Annotated in this window: 20 protein-coding genes; 9 read left to right on the forward strand and 11 right to left on the reverse strand. The window is 61.6% G+C overall.

Features of this window, described 5'->3' with window-relative positions:
• The first annotated feature begins 71 nt into the window (after positions 1-71).
• Positions 72-959, forward strand: coding sequence for a LysR family transcriptional regulator (locus V8J81_RS05275; protein ID WP_368474701.1), 888 nt, complete (start codon positions 72-74; stop codon positions 957-959).
• Here the strand turns inward: V8J81_RS05275 and V8J81_RS05280 are convergent.
• Both V8J81_RS05280 and V8J81_RS05285 read right to left on the reverse strand, forming a co-directional pair.
• On the reverse strand, positions 956-1,714 hold the full coding sequence (locus V8J81_RS05280) for a carbohydrate ABC transporter permease (RefSeq protein ID WP_368474702.1): 759 nt from the start codon (positions 1,712-1,714) through the stop codon (positions 956-958). The two genes, V8J81_RS05275 and V8J81_RS05280, sit on opposite strands and share 4 nt — an antisense overlap.
• Positions 1,715-1,929: 215 nt before the next feature.
• Positions 1,930-2,505 carry a TetR/AcrR family transcriptional regulator gene (locus tag V8J81_RS05285; protein ID WP_368474703.1) on the reverse strand — a complete coding sequence of 192 codons (576 nt, stop codon included), beginning with the start codon at positions 2,503-2,505 and terminating at the stop codon, positions 1,930-1,932.
• Positions 2,506-2,587: 82 nt separating this feature from the next.
• Between V8J81_RS05285 and V8J81_RS05290 the strand changes: the two genes are divergently transcribed.
• On the forward strand, positions 2,588-3,007 hold the full coding sequence (locus V8J81_RS05290; RefSeq protein WP_368474704.1) for a hypothetical protein: 420 nt from the start codon (positions 2,588-2,590) through the stop codon (positions 3,005-3,007).
• Here V8J81_RS05290 and V8J81_RS05295 read toward each other — a convergent pair.
• Positions 3,004-3,417, reverse strand: coding sequence for a hypothetical protein (locus V8J81_RS05295; RefSeq protein WP_368474705.1), 414 nt, complete (start codon positions 3,415-3,417; stop codon positions 3,004-3,006). The two genes, V8J81_RS05290 and V8J81_RS05295, sit on opposite strands and share 4 nt — an antisense overlap.
• A 153-nt stretch (positions 3,418-3,570) precedes the next feature.
• Between V8J81_RS05295 and V8J81_RS05300 the strand changes: the two genes are divergently transcribed.
• On the forward strand, positions 3,571-4,026 hold the full coding sequence (locus V8J81_RS05300; protein WP_368474706.1) for a hypothetical protein: 456 nt from the start codon (positions 3,571-3,573) through the stop codon (positions 4,024-4,026).
• Positions 4,027-4,075: 49 nt separating this feature from the next.
• Here V8J81_RS05300 and V8J81_RS05305 read toward each other — a convergent pair whose 3' ends face one another.
• Positions 4,076-5,278, reverse strand: coding sequence for a pyridoxal phosphate-dependent aminotransferase (locus V8J81_RS05305; protein WP_368474707.1), 1,203 nt, complete (start codon positions 5,276-5,278; stop codon positions 4,076-4,078).
• Positions 5,279-5,384: 106 nt separating this feature from the next.
• On the opposite strand from V8J81_RS05305, the gene V8J81_RS05310 reads away from it, so the two are divergent.
• The 3 genes from V8J81_RS05310 (at position 5,385) to V8J81_RS05320 (ending at position 6,638) form a co-directional block, all read left to right on the forward strand.
• Positions 5,385-5,783, forward strand: coding sequence for a helix-turn-helix domain-containing protein (locus V8J81_RS05310; RefSeq protein WP_368474708.1), 399 nt, complete (start codon positions 5,385-5,387; stop codon positions 5,781-5,783).
• On the forward strand, positions 5,780-6,055 hold the full coding sequence (locus V8J81_RS05315) for an FAD assembly factor SdhE (RefSeq protein WP_368474709.1): 276 nt from the start codon (positions 5,780-5,782) through the stop codon (positions 6,053-6,055). Before V8J81_RS05310 ends, V8J81_RS05315 begins: the two co-directional genes overlap by 4 nt.
• Before the next feature lie 85 nt (positions 6,056-6,140).
• The gene (locus V8J81_RS05320) at positions 6,141-6,638 is read left to right on the forward strand and encodes a MarR family winged helix-turn-helix transcriptional regulator (RefSeq protein WP_368474710.1); all 498 of its coding nucleotides are present in this window, start codon (positions 6,141-6,143) and stop codon (positions 6,636-6,638) included.
• Between the two features lie 162 nt (positions 6,639-6,800).
• On the opposite strand, the gene V8J81_RS05325 is transcribed toward V8J81_RS05320, so the two are convergent.
• The 5 genes from V8J81_RS05325 to ccmA form a co-directional block, all read right to left on the reverse strand.
• Positions 6,801-7,400, reverse strand: a complete 600-nt coding sequence (locus V8J81_RS05325; protein WP_368474711.1) for a DsbE family thiol:disulfide interchange protein — start codon at positions 7,398-7,400, stop codon at positions 6,801-6,803.
• Positions 7,397-7,558: a heme exporter protein CcmD gene (gene ccmD, locus V8J81_RS05330; protein ID WP_368474712.1), complete on the reverse strand. Its 162-nt coding sequence runs from the start codon at positions 7,556-7,558 to the stop codon at positions 7,397-7,399. Before ccmD ends, V8J81_RS05325 begins: the two co-directional genes overlap by 4 nt.
• Complete coding sequence (locus V8J81_RS05335) at positions 7,555-8,301, reverse strand: heme ABC transporter permease (RefSeq protein ID WP_368474713.1); 747 nt, start codon at positions 8,299-8,301, stop codon at positions 7,555-7,557. The genes ccmD and V8J81_RS05335 overlap by 4 nt, the downstream gene beginning before the upstream one ends.
• A 78-nt stretch (positions 8,302-8,379) precedes the next feature.
• On the reverse strand, positions 8,380-9,036 hold the full coding sequence (gene ccmB, locus V8J81_RS05340) for a heme exporter protein CcmB (protein WP_368474714.1): 657 nt from the start codon (positions 9,034-9,036) through the stop codon (positions 8,380-8,382).
• Entirely contained in the window at positions 9,033-9,665 is a 633-nt protein-coding gene (gene ccmA, locus V8J81_RS05345) for a heme ABC exporter ATP-binding protein CcmA (RefSeq protein ID WP_368474715.1), read from the reverse strand. Before ccmA ends, ccmB begins: the two co-directional genes overlap by 4 nt.
• A gap of 295 nt (positions 9,666-9,960) precedes the next feature.
• On the opposite strand from ccmA, the gene acnA reads away from it, so the two are divergent.
• A complete protein-coding gene (acnA, locus tag V8J81_RS05350; RefSeq protein WP_368474716.1) occupies positions 9,961-12,660 on the forward strand; it encodes an aconitate hydratase AcnA in 2,700 nt (899 codons plus the stop codon).
• Between the two features lie 81 nt (positions 12,661-12,741).
• Here the strand turns inward: acnA and V8J81_RS05355 are convergent, their stop codons facing one another.
• Positions 12,742-13,353, reverse strand: a complete 612-nt coding sequence (locus V8J81_RS05355) for a tyrosine-protein phosphatase (protein ID WP_368474717.1) — start codon at positions 13,351-13,353, stop codon at positions 12,742-12,744.
• A 78-nt stretch (positions 13,354-13,431) separates the two neighbouring features.
• Here V8J81_RS05355 and V8J81_RS05360 point away from each other — a divergent pair, with 78 nt between their 5' ends.
• The gene (locus V8J81_RS05360; RefSeq protein ID WP_368474718.1) at positions 13,432-13,881 is read left to right on the forward strand and encodes a methyltransferase family protein; all 450 of its coding nucleotides are present in this window, start codon (positions 13,432-13,434) and stop codon (positions 13,879-13,881) included.
• 97 nt (positions 13,882-13,978) lie between these two features.
• Positions 13,979-14,680, forward strand: a complete 702-nt coding sequence (locus tag V8J81_RS05365; protein ID WP_368474719.1) for a DUF1223 domain-containing protein — start codon at positions 13,979-13,981, stop codon at positions 14,678-14,680.
• Positions 14,681-14,695: 15 nt separating this feature from the next.
• Here the strand turns inward: V8J81_RS05365 and V8J81_RS05370 are convergent, their stop codons facing one another.
• Positions 14,696-15,571 (reverse strand): lysophospholipid acyltransferase family protein, encoded by an 876-nt coding sequence (locus V8J81_RS05370; RefSeq protein WP_368474720.1) that lies wholly within the window; start codon positions 15,569-15,571, stop codon positions 14,696-14,698.
• Between the last annotated feature and the right edge of the window lie 122 nt (positions 15,572-15,693).

The following is a 15,693-nucleotide window of genomic DNA, read 5'->3' on the forward strand; positions in this document are numbered from 1 at the left end:
TGATCTGGGTATACGGCACCGCAGGCTTAAACAAAATTGCATGAAATCTAATGTATGGTATGCATTCATGCATGAACTGGGATGCGATCAGCTTTGATTGGAATCAGGTCCGTGCGTTTCTCGCGACAGCGGAAGAGGGCAGCCTGTCCGGGGCAGCGCGCGTGCTGCAAACGACCCAGCCCACAATCGGGCGGCAAGTCTCGGCGCTGGAGGCCGCGTTGGGCGTTGCCTTGTTTGAGCGTGTCGGTCGCGGTCTGGTGCTGACCCCCTCCGGCGCAGAAGTGCTGGAGGAAGTGCGCGCTATGGGCGACGCTGCCGCGCGTGTCTCGCTGGTGGCGGCAGGACGTAACGACACGGTTGCCGGTCGGGTCGCTATCAGTGTGTCGGACATGATGGCGATCCATGTGATGCCCGACATCCTCGGCGCATTGTCGGACGCCGCCCCTGAATTGGAGATCGAGTTGATCGTGACCAACGATGTCTCGGACCTTTTGCGGCGTGAGGCCGATATCGCAATCCGCCACATGGCACCGACGGAGCCAGAACTGATCGGGCGGGAGCTTTCGGGCAGCAAAGCGCGCTTCTATGCCAGCGAAAGCTTCGTCCAGCGCCATGGCAATCCGCGCACTATGGCAGAGGCACAGCATATGCCGTTCATCGGCTTTGGGCCGCCAGACGAAATGGCCCGCGAACTGGGCCTGCGCGGGATCGATCTGCCTGCCGGGTCCGGGCGGCTTTATTCCAAGACCATCTTCGCGGCCTGGCAAATGGTTTGCGCGGGTCTGGGGATTGGCATCATGGCCGATGATATCGCCGCCCGAAGCGCGGGCATTGTGCCGGTTCTTGCGGAAGAAGAGGTGATGCCGGTGGATATGTGGATCGTCACCCACCGCGAGTTGCGCCATTCCCGTCGGATCCGGCTGGTTTGGGATACGCTGCTGGAGCGGCTTGGGGGCTAGTCTCGTACCGGCGCAAGGCCCCGCACGATCCAGCGCTGCGCGACGATGAAGACAAGAAGTGGCGGCAACATGGCGACGGCGGCCAGTGCCAGGGACGGCGGAGAGCCAATGCGCAGCAGCGCCAGACCGCTGACCACAGTGGCACGGTCGGGAAGGGAGGGGGAGGCCACAAGGGGCCAGAGATATTGGTTCCATCCCAGCACAAAGAAGAACGCCAATAGGGCCGCAATCGCAGGCAGGCTGAGCGGCAGGTAGATGTCCCACATCGCGCGCAACGGACCCGCGCCATCAAGGCGGGCGGCCTCAAGGATTTCGGGCGGCATCTGCTTGAGCTGCGCGCGCAGGATCAGGGTGCCGAGGCCGGTTGCGGTCACGGGCAGGATCAGGCCGGTGTAGCTGTTCAGAAGGCCGAGGGCATCGGTGACAAGGATCGTGGGCAGCAGTCGGCTTTCGATGGGCAGGAATAGTGGCAGCAGGAGCAGCGCCATGAGGCCGGACGCATAGGGGATGCGGAAGAGCGACAGCGCGTAAGCAGCTAGGAAGGAGACGCAGGTTTTGACCAGAGCGACGCCTGTGGCGATGGCCAGCGAAGTGCCGAGCATCTGTGCGAGCGACGGGCGATGGGGTTGATCGGCGAGGAGTGGAGTGATCGCATTGGTGGAAAAGCCGGCGCTGAGGACAAGGGCGAGGGGGGCCAGCATCACGACGCAGCCGAGGATCAGGATCAGGTGGTCAGTGTGGCGCGCGTGGGGCATGGAACCGGCCTATAGGGGCGTGCGGGTCTGGGCAAGGTGGATGGGCGTGGCGGGCCCACCCGCCCACCCCGTTTTCGGGGTCGCCGCCCCTGTCGCACGTTGCGCGACTCCCCCGAGGTATTTGGAAAACGAGGAAAAGGGGTCGGTGCTCACGTGTGAGCAACTGGGTTAAGGAATTGAAATATATGTATTAAAAGACTTTTGTTAAAGAATTTTTAAGCTTTCGTAGGGTGTGTGGGGCCCAGTATGCGCTCGATAAGATGCGTGAGGGCTCCACCCGTCCCGTCATGCCCGCGCGCTTGCAGATCGTCGAGACCAAGAAAGGCCCCGTAGAACAGAACGGCGAGGGTGCGGGGATGGCCGCAGGCCTCCAGCAGGTCTGCGACATAGCCGATGCGCTTGCCATCAATCTCGGCCACGGCCCCGGCCACGTTAGGGTCATGGAGCGACCAGGCGCGGATCGCGGGTTCGATCAATAGACCGCCAAACCGATCCGGCGCGCCGTCATTGGCGATTTGCGCAAGGGCGCGCAGCTTGCCCTCGGCGGTCGGCATATCGTCCAGCGCCTCGACGATGCCGGTGAATGCCTTGTCCTGCCACAGCGCCAGCATGGCGGCGTGATAGGCGGGGACGTCTTTGAAATGGTGGTAGAAGCTGCCCTTGGTGGTTTTCAGGCGGCGGGCGAGAGCCTCGGCCTTGAGCGCCTGCGGGCCGGTTTCGGCAAGCGCGCGGAAGCCCGCGGCGACCCAATCTTCTTTGCGCAGGCGCTGAGAGCTGAGGCGATTTGACATCCGGGCACCATACGGTGGCGTATTGTTTTCCGCAATGAGGTGTTCCATACGGTAGCGTATGGAATCAATCGGAGGATGTCTCATGGACCGGAAACGACTGAACCTTGGCTACGCGATTGCGGGTGGACTGTTTGTGGCGACGGCGGCGATCCACGCATTTGTGGGCGGGCCGGAAGTAAATGCGCCGGTGCAGGGCAGTGGGCTTGATCCGCTCGTCCGCGCGGTCTCAGCCGTGGTGTGGCACGCTCTGACGGCGTTGTTTGTGGTATTCGGCGGCGCGCTCTTCTGGGCCGCGTGGCATGGAGCGCGGGCGCTGGTGATGACGGTGCTGGCAGTGAACGTGGCGTTCATCGCGCTGTTCCTGGCCATTGGGATCGTCGCACTTGGGACTGTTTGGCCGATGCCGCAATGGGTGCTTTTTGGCTTGATTTCGGGTGTTATGATCTGGGGCCTGCGTACGGACCGGGCGCGGGTTTGGGATACCGGACAGGTCAGCGCCTAGGCGGAGAGCCAATACAAAAGCAATGCTGTGCCGTAGATCAGATCCACGGCGCAGCAGCCCCATGTGTACCAGGAGAAAAACGGAACGCCGTGCCCATAATGCTTCGCCAGATCCCATAGGCCATGCGCGAAGATGGCGGCGATCACGAACAGCGGGTGGATCAGGAGACCGAGAAGGGAGGCGGTGATGAGCATCACCATCACAATCGTCTCGGTCGCGATCATCCGGCCCTGCGCGCGCGCCTCGACGATGTAGACGAAGTTCATCAGCACCGAAAAAACGCACGCAATCGCCCAGACATGGACGGGCGGCAAGGCGGCATGGGTCACGATTAACGCCGCAACATAGGCGCTGCCGAGCAGGAGGAGGAGCTTTTGCCGGTGCCGGAAGAAGGAAAGCGCGGTGGTCATGGCGTGATCCGTTTGCTGTGGTCAGTGTGATCCTGCGGCTTCCAGTGGCGGGAAGGTCAAACGGCTATTTTGCGCATGATGGGGCGGGGGGATCGGGTTGAAATGACGCGCCGGGCCTGAGACGGTGGAGCAAACGACAACGGGTTTCATATTATGCGAGTTTTGACGCGTGCCGCGATGGGCGCGATCCTGTTTGCACTGGCCGGTGGCGCGCAGGCGCAGGATTTGACCGGGGAAGTCTGGTCGGTCTGTGGCGATGATGGTGTGTTCACATGGCACGACACGCGGTTGGTGTTCACCGAGCAGGTGCCTGCGGACAACGGAATGGAGTTGTCAGGCTATTTTGATTGGCGCAGCTCTGGCGGGCATAACGGTCGTGAGCAGTTCACGGGCTTTATCGACGCAGACGGTGCAGTTGTGTTGCAGGGGTTGGAGATCGGCGGCACGAACCTTGTGACCTCGCGCTACCTTGCCCGACTTGCCGAGAGTGGTACGACGATTGTCGAGGGCGTTTGGCTGGACGGTGCGCCTGGGATTTGGGCAGCTGTGCGCGATGGCGGGGCCGGGACAGCTGAGCCGCTGTGCGAAACGGCGGCGCAACTGTCATAGGGGTCGCCTTAGCGCCGCCGTTCGGAATGACGGCGGCGCTGGCGGTGTTTTAGCTCAGCGAGGCGCAGAAATCCTGGATGCGGGTACACGCCTCTTTCAGGTTCTCGTCCGAGGTCGCGTAGCTGACGCGGAAGGCGGGCGAGAGGCCGAAGGCACCACCGAAGACGACGGCGACACCTTCTTCCTCCAAGAGCGCTTTGGCGAAGGTCTCGTCCGTGTCGATCACCGTGCCAGCAGGCGTGGTCTTGCCCATGCAGCCGTGGATCGAGGGGTAGACGTAGAAGGCGCCTTCTGGCGTAGGGCAGGTGATGCCCTCGGCCTGGTTCAGCATGTCGACAACCAGATTGCGGCGGCGCACGAACAGCTCGTTATTGGGGGCGAGGTAATCCTGCGGGCCGTTCAGCGCCTCGACCGCGGCCCATTGCGAGATGGAGCAGGGGTTGGAGGTGCTTTGCGACTGCACCTTGCGCATGGCTTTGATGAGCTCTTCCGGGCCTGCCGCATAGCCGATGCGCCAGCCGGTCATCGCATAGGCCTTGGAGACGCCGTTGCAGGTGAGCGTGCGGTCATAAAGGCCCGGTTCGACCTGCGCGGGCGTGGCGAATTCGAAGTCGTCATAGACGAGGTGTTCGTACATGTCGTCGGTCATCACCCAGACATGGGGGTGCTTCATCAGCACATCCGTCAGGCCCTTGAGTTCTTCGGCAGTGTAGCCCGCGCCGGTTGGGTTAGAGGGCGAGTTGAAGATGAACCACTTGGTCTTCGGCGTGATCGCGGCCTCAAGGTCTTCGGGCGTGATTTTGTAGCCGTTTTGCGAGGGGCCTTCGACGAAGACGGGCTCACCGCCCGCAAGCAGGACCATATCGGGGTAAGAGACCCAATAGGGCGCGGGGATGATGACCTCATCACCCGGGTTCAGGGTCGCCATCAGCGCGTTGTAGAGAATCTGCTTGCCGCCGGTGCCCACCGAGACCTGCGCGGGCGTATAATCCAGGCCGTTGTCGCGCTTGTATTTGGCGCAGATCGCTTCCTTCAGCTCCGGGATGCCATCGACGCCCGTGTATTTCGTCTTGCCCGCATCCATGGCGGCCTTGGCGGCATCCTTGATGTTTTCGGGCGTGTCAAAGTCCGGCTCTCCCGCGCCGAGGCCGATCACGTCCTTGCCCTGACGCTTAAGCTCAGCAGCGAGGTTGGAGACGGCGATGGTGGGTGAAGGCTTCACACGGGCGAGCGTGTCGGAAAGGAAGGGCATCGTGTCGCGTCCTTGAGGCTGGGTTTGCCCGGAAACGGGCTATATGAACGTGAGGCACTGATACGGGCGTGCCTGCACGCATTCAACCTATCTAAAGGACATTGTCATGGGCGATCTGTCGCTATCCCCCGATTGGTTCGACGCTGAGACCACCACCTTCGGCGACCGCGTCACAGGCGCACGTGAAGCGGCAGGGCTGGGCCAGGCGGAACTGGCAAAGCGGCTGGGCGTGAAGGTCAAGACCGTGCGCGGTTGGGAGAACGACCAGAACGAGCCCCGCGCCAACAAGCTGTCGATGCTGGCGGGTATTCTGGGCGTGTCGATGATGTGGCTTTTGAGCGGGCAGGGTGAGGGACTGGAAAGCCCCGAGGAAACACAACCCGTAGACGAGGATATGGAGCGTCTGCTGCTCGATATTCGTCAGATGCGGCAGGAACAGACCCATCTGGCCGAGCGTATGGGGCGGTTGGAAAAGCGCCTGCGGGCGGCACTGGCGGGAGCATGAGCGAGACGCCTGAGATCCGCCTGAAGCGCCTGCGGATGCGGGCCTGGCACCGGGGCATCAAGGAGATGGACCTGATCCTAGGTGGTTGGGCCGACCGGTACCTGGCGGATGCGGATGCTGAAACGGTGGACGCGTTTGAAGTGGTGCTGGCTGAGGCGGATCACGACCTTTATCAATGGGTGTCGGGGCAGGCGGAAGCGCCCGCCGCATTGGCCCCCATGATCGCGCGACTGGCGGCCGACATGAAGCCGACCCTCGGGCAAGGCGCCTGATTTCAAAGCGTTTTTCGCGTTTAACGGAATTTTTTCGTTTTTCACCGAATCTTGGGCGAAAGCAGTGATTGCGGAGCCTAAAATCATGAGTATGCATGCGCCCCTTGCGACGCCCGCCCAGACCGGAATTCTGGGGGCGTATCTGGATTCCCTTTCGATGGTGGAGCGCCTGCATCGGCTGCTTCTTGACGTCATCAAGGATGAATTCGAACGCCTCGGGATCCTCGACATCAACGCGGTTCAGGCGTTGCTTCTGTTCAATATCGGCGAGAACGAGGTGACAGCCGGTGAGTTGAAATCGCGTGGCTATTATCAGGGTTCGAACGTCAGCTACAATCTCAAGAAGCTGGTCGACATGGGCTATATGCACCATCAGCGGTGCGAAATTGATCGCCGCTCGGTTCGCGTGCGCCTGACGGAAAAGGGGCGCGATGTGCGCCAGACGGTAGACCAATTGTTCGCCCGCCACGCAGAGGGCCTTGAACGGCACGGCGTGATCGATGCGGATGGCTTTGATCGCCTAAACCATTCGTTGAAGCGGATGGAGCGGTTTTGGACCGATCAAATCCGGTACATCTACTGAGAGGTCGCGCGCGGTCGGCTGTTTAGGCGGCTCGCGCATGAAAGGGTCGGCAGAGCGGCAAGTGGAAATGGGTGGTTGGCGTCATGAGTCAGGCTGATCGAGAGGCCTGTGCCCGAAGACCGGGCAGTTACTGAGACACAGGATTTCGCGCCTTAGGCGGGCTCAGTTCGTCTCAATATCTGAAAGATCAGGGATATCGGGCAGGGAATAGCCCAATTCTGCCAGTGCGGGCCGAACCTGATTTTCCAGTGACCGTCGCACAATTGGCCCGCGGAAATGTAGCACGACGATGCCGTCGGCGTTGATGAAGAAGGTTTCAGGCATGGCGATAACGCCCCAGTCCCGGCCATTTACCGCGCTGGGATCTGCACCGATCAGATCGTAGGGATTGCCAAGTTCCTCCAGGAATCCAAGCGCCTGCCCCTCTCTGTCGCGGTAATTGACGCCGTAAAGCGGCACGCCAGCCTCGGCCAGATCGGTCAGGGTCGGATGTTCGGCCCGGCAGGGCGGGCACCATGAAGCGAAGAAGTTCAGGACGATGAGTTCTTCCCCCTCCAACGCATCACGCGTCAGCAATGGGGTGTCCCCAAGTGCGACAAGATCAAGGGGCGGGGCCGCATTGCCTTGCTGGGCAGAGGGCAGCGCGGTTGTATCCACACCGGCGCTCAGATCATCGCTGTTGTTCGCAAGCTGCCACCCGGCGATCCCAAAAAATGCGGTCGTCAGGGCAAGAGGCAGCACCATGAGCCAGTTGATTTTCATCTGACCCGGGCCTCTCGCTGGCGTTCCATCTCGGCCAAACGTCGTGCAACGGACCGCGCGCGGATGATCGAGGCGGCGATGACGGCAACCAGACAGACGATGGCCCCGGCATAGGCCGACAACACCTCAACCGCGTATTGGCCCAAATCCACGTTCATGCCATTTGCTCCTGCGCGATCAGGGCCTTGAGGCGGCGCGCGCGGATCTCTGTGCGGGTGCGGAAGAGCACAAGTGCCACGAACAGAAACACGAAGCCCGCCAGCGATGTCAGCATCGGATAGAGGAAGATGCTTGAGACGCCTTCGTTTTCCTCAACGCCGACGCCGACGGTGCTGACCGTTGTGCCCTGGTGCAGCCCTTGGTTCCAAAACACCAGCGCATAGCGGGAGAGGAGCGCAAAAACCGACCCGACAAGGCAGAGCACTGATGTCAGATCAGCGGCCTGATCCGGGTTTTCGATCGCCTCCCACAGGGCCATGTAGCCCAAATAGAAAAGGAACAGGATCAGGAAGGAGGTCAGGCGCGGGTCCCATTCCCACCATGTGCCCCACATCGGTTGGCCCCAGACGGCGCCTGTGAAAAGGGCGATCAACGTGAAGACCATGCCGACAGGCGCGGCGGCCTTGGCGGCAAGGGCGCTGACGTGATGGCGTCGGATCAGCCAGATGAGCGAGCAGACCAGCATCATGAACCATGCGTTGATCGCCATGATCGCGGTCGGCACATGGATGTAGATGATCTTTACGGTCGCGCCCTGACGGAAGTCATTGGGCGTAAAGAAGAAGCCCCAGACCAGCCCCCCGATCAAGCAGATCGCCGCAAGGCCAACAGCCCACGGCAACAGCTTGGCAGAGGTGGCCATGAACCGGCGCGGGTTCGCATATTCCCAGATCGACGACATGGGCGCGAACATAGGCGGGGCGATTCCGGGTCACAATGGGGCGTTGCGGCGCAAGGGCCGGACAAATGAGCGCGGCCCTTAGCGCAGATTGATGCGCAGGGAAGCTGCGGCGGCAAAAGGCAAAAGAGCGATTGCGCCCAATGTGATGCCGAGCGTGAGCAACAGCGGTGTCGTGAAGTCGAGGCCTTGCGCGCCGCGTGTGGCCGCCATGGCGCCGAACAGTAGGGTCGGCACGTAGAGCGGCAGGACCAGCAGTGACAAAAGCAGGCCACCGCGTTTGATCCCGACAGTGAGCGCCGCGCCGAATGTGCCGATGGCCGAAAGGGCGGGCGTGCCTGCCAGCAGAGAGGCCAGCAGTGGGACATAGGCAGGGCCGGGCAGGTTCAGGATCAGGCCAAGCAGGGGGGCAGCCACGACAAGCGGCAAGCCCGTTGTGATCCAATGGGCGAGGGCCTTGAGGGCGGCCAATGCCTCAAGCGGGAGGGGGGAGGTGGCCAGCAGATCGAGTGATCCATCCTCCCAATCCAGCTGGAAAATGCGGTCGAGCGACAGAAGGCAGGCGAGCAGGGCGCCAAGCCACAGCAAGCCTGCCGCGATTTCGGCAAGGCGGCCTGTTTCCGGCCCGATGCCGAAGGGCACAAGCGCGGTGAAGATAAGGAAAAACGCCAGCGACAGCCCGAACCCGCCACCGGCGCGCACGGCAAGCGCGAGATCGCGTTTGAGAAGGCCGATCATGGCAGTGCCTCGAACATGTCGTCGCCGAATGGGTCCGCCTGCGACACGCCTTTTGCGATGAATGGTGTGATGTCGAGGGTGCGGGCATTGGGCAGGCCAAGGTCGATATGGGTGGCGATGATGGCGGAGCCGCCGCGCTTTAGGTGCGCTTCGACGGCTGCCGCGAACCGGGTAGTGTTTTCGGCATCGAGCGAGACGGTCGGCTCGTCCAGGCACCAGATGGGCCGGTTGGTGACGAGCAGACGGGCAAGCGACAGGCGGCGCTTTTGGCCGGCCGAAAGCTCTCCCGCGCGGCGATGTGCGAGGGGGGCGAGGTCAAAGGCGATCATCGCGCCGCTCAGGTCATTAGTGCCGAAGACGCTGGCCCAGAAGGCGAGGTTCTCGGTCACGGTTAGCTGGGTTTTGAGGCCATCGGCGTGGGCGGCATAGGCAATGGTGCCGTCCTCCACTGTGATCGTCCCAGCTAGTGGTCGGGTCAGCCCGGCGAGGGTGCGCAGCAGCGTGGTTTTGCCCGCGCCGTTGGGGCCGCGCAGGATCAGCGCCTCGCCCGCGTTCACGGAAAACGACACGTTCGCAAGGACTTGCGCAGGCCCGCGGGCGCAGGCGAGATTGGTGACACTAAGCGCCATGGATGAAAGCGGTAGCGGGTTTGGCGGGGCTGTGGAAGGGGCGCGGTGGACCATCCATGCCGATGGGGCTTGTGGTTGGCCGGATTGGGGGCGCCGCTACTGTCGCGGCTGGTGACTCCGGCAAAGTGTTTTGAACTTGCGGAAGTCGTGAGGAGACAAGGCTTGCCAAGTCGGTATGCAATGGCATACAGAGCGCGCGAGACGATTTGTTCCATTGAAGGCGCGCCGCTCAGGTGGCACCCGGAGAGGGAACAGACCAATTCCGCAGCTAGACCCGGATAGAGGAGCGCATTTAATGCCCATCACCGTCGGCCACGATTCATCCAAGACCCGCAAGACACTGACCGTAGGGGGCCAGTCGGTCGCCTATTACTCCATCGAGGCGGCTGAGGCCGCAGGGCTTGGCGATTTCTCCAAGCTGCCCGCCGCGTTGAAGGTGGTGTTGGAGAACATGTTGCGCTTCGAGGACGGCAAGACCGTCAGCACCGATGACATCAAGGCGTTCAGTGAATGGGCCGAAAAAGGCGGGAAGAACCCGAGGGAGATCGCCTATCGTCCGGCGCGCGTTCTTATGCAGGATTTCACCGGCGTTCCGGCCGTGGTGGACCTCGCCGCGATGCGCGACGGGATTAAGGCGTTGGGTGGTGATCCGCAGAAGATCAACCCGCTCAACCCCGTGGACCTTGTCATCGACCACTCCGTCATGATTGACGAATTCGGCAACCCGCGCGCGTTCCAGATGAACGTCGACCGCGAATATGAGCGAAATATGGAGCGCTACACGTTCCTGAAATGGGGCCAGACCGCATTCAACAACTTCCGTGTGGTTCCGCCCGGCACCGGCATTTGCCACCAGGTGAACCTTGAATATCTCGCGCAGACGGTTTGGACGGATACCGATCAGACCGGCGCTGAGGTTGCCTATCCAGACACGCTCGTCGGGACCGACTCCCACACGACGATGGTCAACGGCGCCGCCGTTCTGGGTTGGGGTGTAGGCGGGATCGAGGCGGAGGCTGCGATGCTGGGTCAGCCGATCTCGATGCTGATCCCCGAGGTTGTGGGCTTTGAGCTGACGGGCCAGATGGTTGAAGGCACCACCGGCACCGACCTTGTTCTGAAGGTCGTGGAAATGCTGCGCGAACGTGGTGTGGTCGGCAAGTTCGTGGAATTCTATGGCGCTGGCCTTGATGGTTTGCCGTTGGCGGATCGCGCGACGATTGCCAATATGGCGCCCGAATACGGCGCGACCTGCGGCTTCTTCCCCATTGATGGCGAGACGCTGCGTTACCTGCGCACGACGGGCCGGGACGAGGACCGCATTGCGCTGGTCGAGGCCTACGCCAAGGAGAACGGTTTCTGGCGCGGCGACGACTATGCGCCGGTCTACACCGATACGCTGCACCTCGACATGGGGACCATCGTGCCCGCCATTTCCGGGCCGAAGCGGCCACAGGATTACGTGGCATTGACCGAAGCGAAGCAGGCCTTCCGCAGGGAAATGGAAGAGACCTTCAAGCGTCCGATGGATAAAGAAGTGGCTGTAAGCGGCGAAGATTACACGCTTTCTTCCGGCGATGTGGTCATTGCATCGATCACATCCTGCACAAACACTTCGAACCCTTACGTGATGATCGGCGCGGGCCTCGTGGCGCGCAAAGCCCACGCATTGGGCCTGAACCGCAAACCTTGGGTGAAGACGTCGCTTGCACCGGGCTCTCAGGTGGTTTCGGCCTACCTTGAGGCGGCAGACCTGCAAAAGGATCTCGACGCCATCGGCTTCAACCTTGTGGGCTACGGCTGCACAACCTGCATCGGGAACTCCGGCCCGATCCAGAAGGAACTGTCTGATGCGATTGCCGAAGGCGATCTGGTCGCCACGTCGGTCCTGTCGGGCAACCGCAACTTCGAAGGCCGGATCAGCCCCGATGTGCGCGCCAACTACCTCGCCTCTCCGCCGCTGGTTGTGGCCTATGCACTGGCCGGTACGATGGACATCAACATCGCAACCGATCCGATTGCACAGACGCCGGACGGCAAGGATGTGTACCTGAAAGACATCTGGCCCACCGCGCAGGAAATCGCGGAGCTGGTGGAGCAAACCGTCACCCGAGAGGCCTTCCAGGAGAAATACGCGTCGGTCTTTACCGGTGACGAGAAGTGGCAGGGTGTGGATGTGCCGCAGCAGGAAACCTACGATTGGCCTGCGACCTCCACCTACATTCAGAACCCACCGTATTTCCAAGGCATGACCATGGACACGAAGGCCATCGAGAATATCGAAGGGGCCAAGGTGCTGGCGGTGCTGGGCGATATGATCACGACAGACCACATCAGCCCGGCGGGATCGTTCAAGGATACCACCCCTGCGGGTCAGTATCTTGTGGAGCGGCAGGTGCCGGTGCGGGAGTTCAACTCCTACGGTTCGCGCCGTGGCAACCATGAGGTCATGATGCGCGGCACCTTCGCCAACATCCGCATCAAGAACGAGATGCTCGATGGCGTTGAAGGCGGCTACACGCTGGGGCCAGACGGCAGCCAGATGTCGATCTACGATGCTGCCATGGCCTATCAGGCCGAGGGCACGCCGCTGGTGGTGTTTGGTGGGGAGCAGTACGGGGCGGGATCGTCGCGCGATTGGGCCGCAAAGGGCACGAACCTGTTGGGTGTGAAGGCCGTGATCGCGGAAAGCTTTGAGCGTATTCACCGTTCCAACCTTGTCGGCATGGGTGTGATCCCGTTCGAATTCACTGGCGGCGACACACGCAAATCGCTTGGTCTGAAAGGGGATGAAACTGTCTCGATCCACGGATTGGAGGGAGTGCAGCCTTTGCAAGAGGTGCCTGCGACGATCACCATGGGCGATGGCTCAACCAAAGAGATTGCTCTGAAGTGCCGGATCGATACGGGCGTCGAGATCGAATATATCGAGAATGGTGGCGTTCTGCATTACGTGCTGCGCAACCTCGCCAAGGCGCCGATGGCCGCCGAATAACCGAAAGACCGGTCCGGTTTGGCCTTCGGGCCAGCCGGAGAAACGACCGCGATGCGGGGGCTTTCGGGCCCCCGTTTTCGTTTAACTTAGGGTTGCGGGATCGTACTGGGTGCGGACCCAATCCTCCATCCCGATGCCGGTTGCGTCATGGGTCGTTGCATATGCGTCGAGCAGGCGGTTCACGATGCGCGCTTTGCCCCACGGATTGTGAATAAAGCGCAAGCCAAGCTGTTTGCGTGCCTCGGGCAGAGGGACACCTTTGAAAGCATGCAGGTATATCACCGAGGCGAGGCCCGTCCGGTCAGACCCGGATTTGCAGTGAATCACCAACGGTTTAGGCATGGTCCGCAAATCATCGAACAATTTCAGCAGCTGCGCTTGATCGGGCAAGGCCAGGGCGCGCAACGAAACGGCTTCAAAAGGCAGGCCGAGGCGCGCGCAGGTTGCGGCCTCCATCTTGCTGATGTCGCCATTCAACCCGCGCAGCGACAGGATCGAGGCCGCGCCCATTGCCTGTAGCTGCGCAAGGCGGACGGGGCTTGGGTGGTTGTGACGCCAAACCTCCTCGTCGAGCTTATGAAAATTGGTCCAGATCGCACGCAAGAAGCCGTGATCCTTCAGCCAATACAGGCGACGCACCTCGGCTGGCGAGAATTGAGGCTCGGACGGGGGCGAGGGGGCAGCAGGCTCCATGACGTGCGCGGTATCACGGGCAGCGGCCCATCGTCCAGCGGGCTTGCACAACGCGGTGCGAGCGGGCCAGATGCGGGCATGAAGGGTTTTCCGGATCTCCCACCGCTTTGGCTGCTGCTTTTCATGGGGCTGGCGTGGCTTTTGGCGCGTTTTCTGCCGTTGGTCAGTGGCGTTGATCCTTTGATGCAAAGGCTTGGAGTACTTCTGGCGTGCGTTGGTGTGCTTTTCGTTTTCTGGGCTGCGCTGTGGTTCTGGAAAAAGAAAACCACGATCGAGCCGCACCACACACCCGGAACGCTGATCGTCGAAGGCCCCTATCGGTTGAGCCGCAACCCCATTTATTTGGGTATGGTTCTGATCCTGTCCGGCCAAGTGCTTTGGTTGGGCGCGCTGAGCCCGGCCTTCCTGATCCCACTGATTTTGGCCGTGCTGACGGTGCGTTTCGCGGTGCCAGAGGAGCGCGCGCTGTTGGAGGCATTCGGTGAGGAGGGGCAGGCCTATCTGAAGGCAACCCGCCGTTGGCTGTGAACGATCTTGTTACACGGTCTCGCAAACGCTTGATTGGCCAAATGCGAGGTGATGGCCTAGGTCTAGCGATGTAATTGCAAAGAACGACAGGCAAACCATGCGAATTCTTTCCTTGATAGCGGCCTTGGCCGGGGGCTTGGCGGCCTCCACGGCGCTCGCGGATGGGCCCGTTGTGGTGGAATTGTTTACATCGCAGGGCTGTTCGTCCTGCCCGCCCGCCGACGCGTTCCTGGCAGAGTTGGCTGACCATGATGACGTCATAGCGTTGGCCCTGCATGTCGATTATTGGGACTATATCGGGTGGGCGGATACGTTCGCGAACCCCGCCTTCACCGCCCGCCAGCACGCTTACGCCCATACGGCAGGGTCAACCGTAGTCTATACCCCGCAGATGGTGATCGGCGGCGTAGACCATGTTGTTGGCAATCAGCCGATGGACGTGGTCGACCGTATCACGGCACATCGGGACGCCGTGAACCCTGTCACGGTCGAAGCGGTGCCCGCGCAAGGGGGCTGGCAGGTTCGCGCTAGCTGGACCGGTGCATCAACCGAGATGCCCGCGATGATCGTGCAGGTTGTGACCTATATGCCCGTGCAGGAAGTCGAGATCACGCGCGGCGAGAATGCCGGCCTGACGACTGCGTATCACAACATCGTTCAATCTTGGCAGGCTGTGGCCGAATGGTCTGGCGCGGACGCCTTCGAAGCGCAGGTCAATGCGGCAGGGGACATGCCCCATGTCGTTATTGTTCAGGCCAGCGGGCACGGCGCGATCCTGGGTGCCGCGCGCCTGGACTAACGCGCGGTCCTATTTCTAGTCGTATGACGCTGACCTGAGCGCGGCTTTTTCGCGCCGCGCTGGCTTCCAGCGATCGTGAAGCCAGAACCATTGCTCAGGCTTGGCCCGCACACGTGCCGCCAGACTGTCGTTCAGGGCCTGTGTCATCGTTTCGGGGTCTGTGTGCGGAATCGGGGCCTCCAGCTCTATGTCGAAGTCGAGGCCATTTCCCAACCGTGTGGAATAGATCGGCACCAAAAGCGCATCGTATTTGAGCGCCATTTCCGCCGCAGCAGGTGAGGTGGGCGCAGGCTGGCCAAGGAAGTCGTGAATCGGCCCCCCAAAGAAGTATTGGTCGATCAGGATGGCTCCCTGTCCGCCACCGCGCAGATGCTTCACGAAGCCTGCCAAACCGCGCCTGTCCCGCGTGAATGCGCCGCCCCCGACATTCTCGATCGTCGCGATGTAATGGTCATTCAAATAGGGATTGTTCAGGGGGCGGTAGAGACCGCCCATTTGGTAGCCCCGCGCATTCAATGCGGCGCGTCCGGCCTGATAATTCCCATAATGGCCCGAGATGAATAGGATCGGCCGCCCTTCAGCGCGCGCCGTCTCGGCCGCCTTCCAACCGGGGCCATGGGGCTGCCAATTCAGGGCACGCGTCATCTGGTCGGCGGTGGCATAATTCTCCATCACCACTCGGCCCACATTGTCGGTGACGGCGCGGGTTATTCGGCGGCGTTCATCTTCCGCCATATCAGGGAAAATCATGGCGAGGTTGCGCTGCGCAAGACGACTACGCCCCGACAATGGCCCGACAATCCGCGAAAACAGCCAACCCATCGCGCGGACACGAAGCCCATGCGGCAAGCGCAGCGCGCACCAGATCAACCCACGCCAAAGCCGGTCCACGAGCCAATCGCGGACAGAACGCCCTCCGTCAGGAGCAGGTTGTGGGGTTGATTGGGCGATGGTTGAGGTCCCGTTTTTCAATTAGCCTTGCGACTGGGTTTAGGACAATGCCGGTGCACCAT

The sequence above is a fragment of the Gymnodinialimonas sp. 202GB13-11 genome (assembly GCF_040932485.1).
GTDB classification, from domain to species: domain Bacteria; phylum Pseudomonadota; class Alphaproteobacteria; order Rhodobacterales; family Rhodobacteraceae; genus Gymnodinialimonas; species Gymnodinialimonas hymeniacidonis.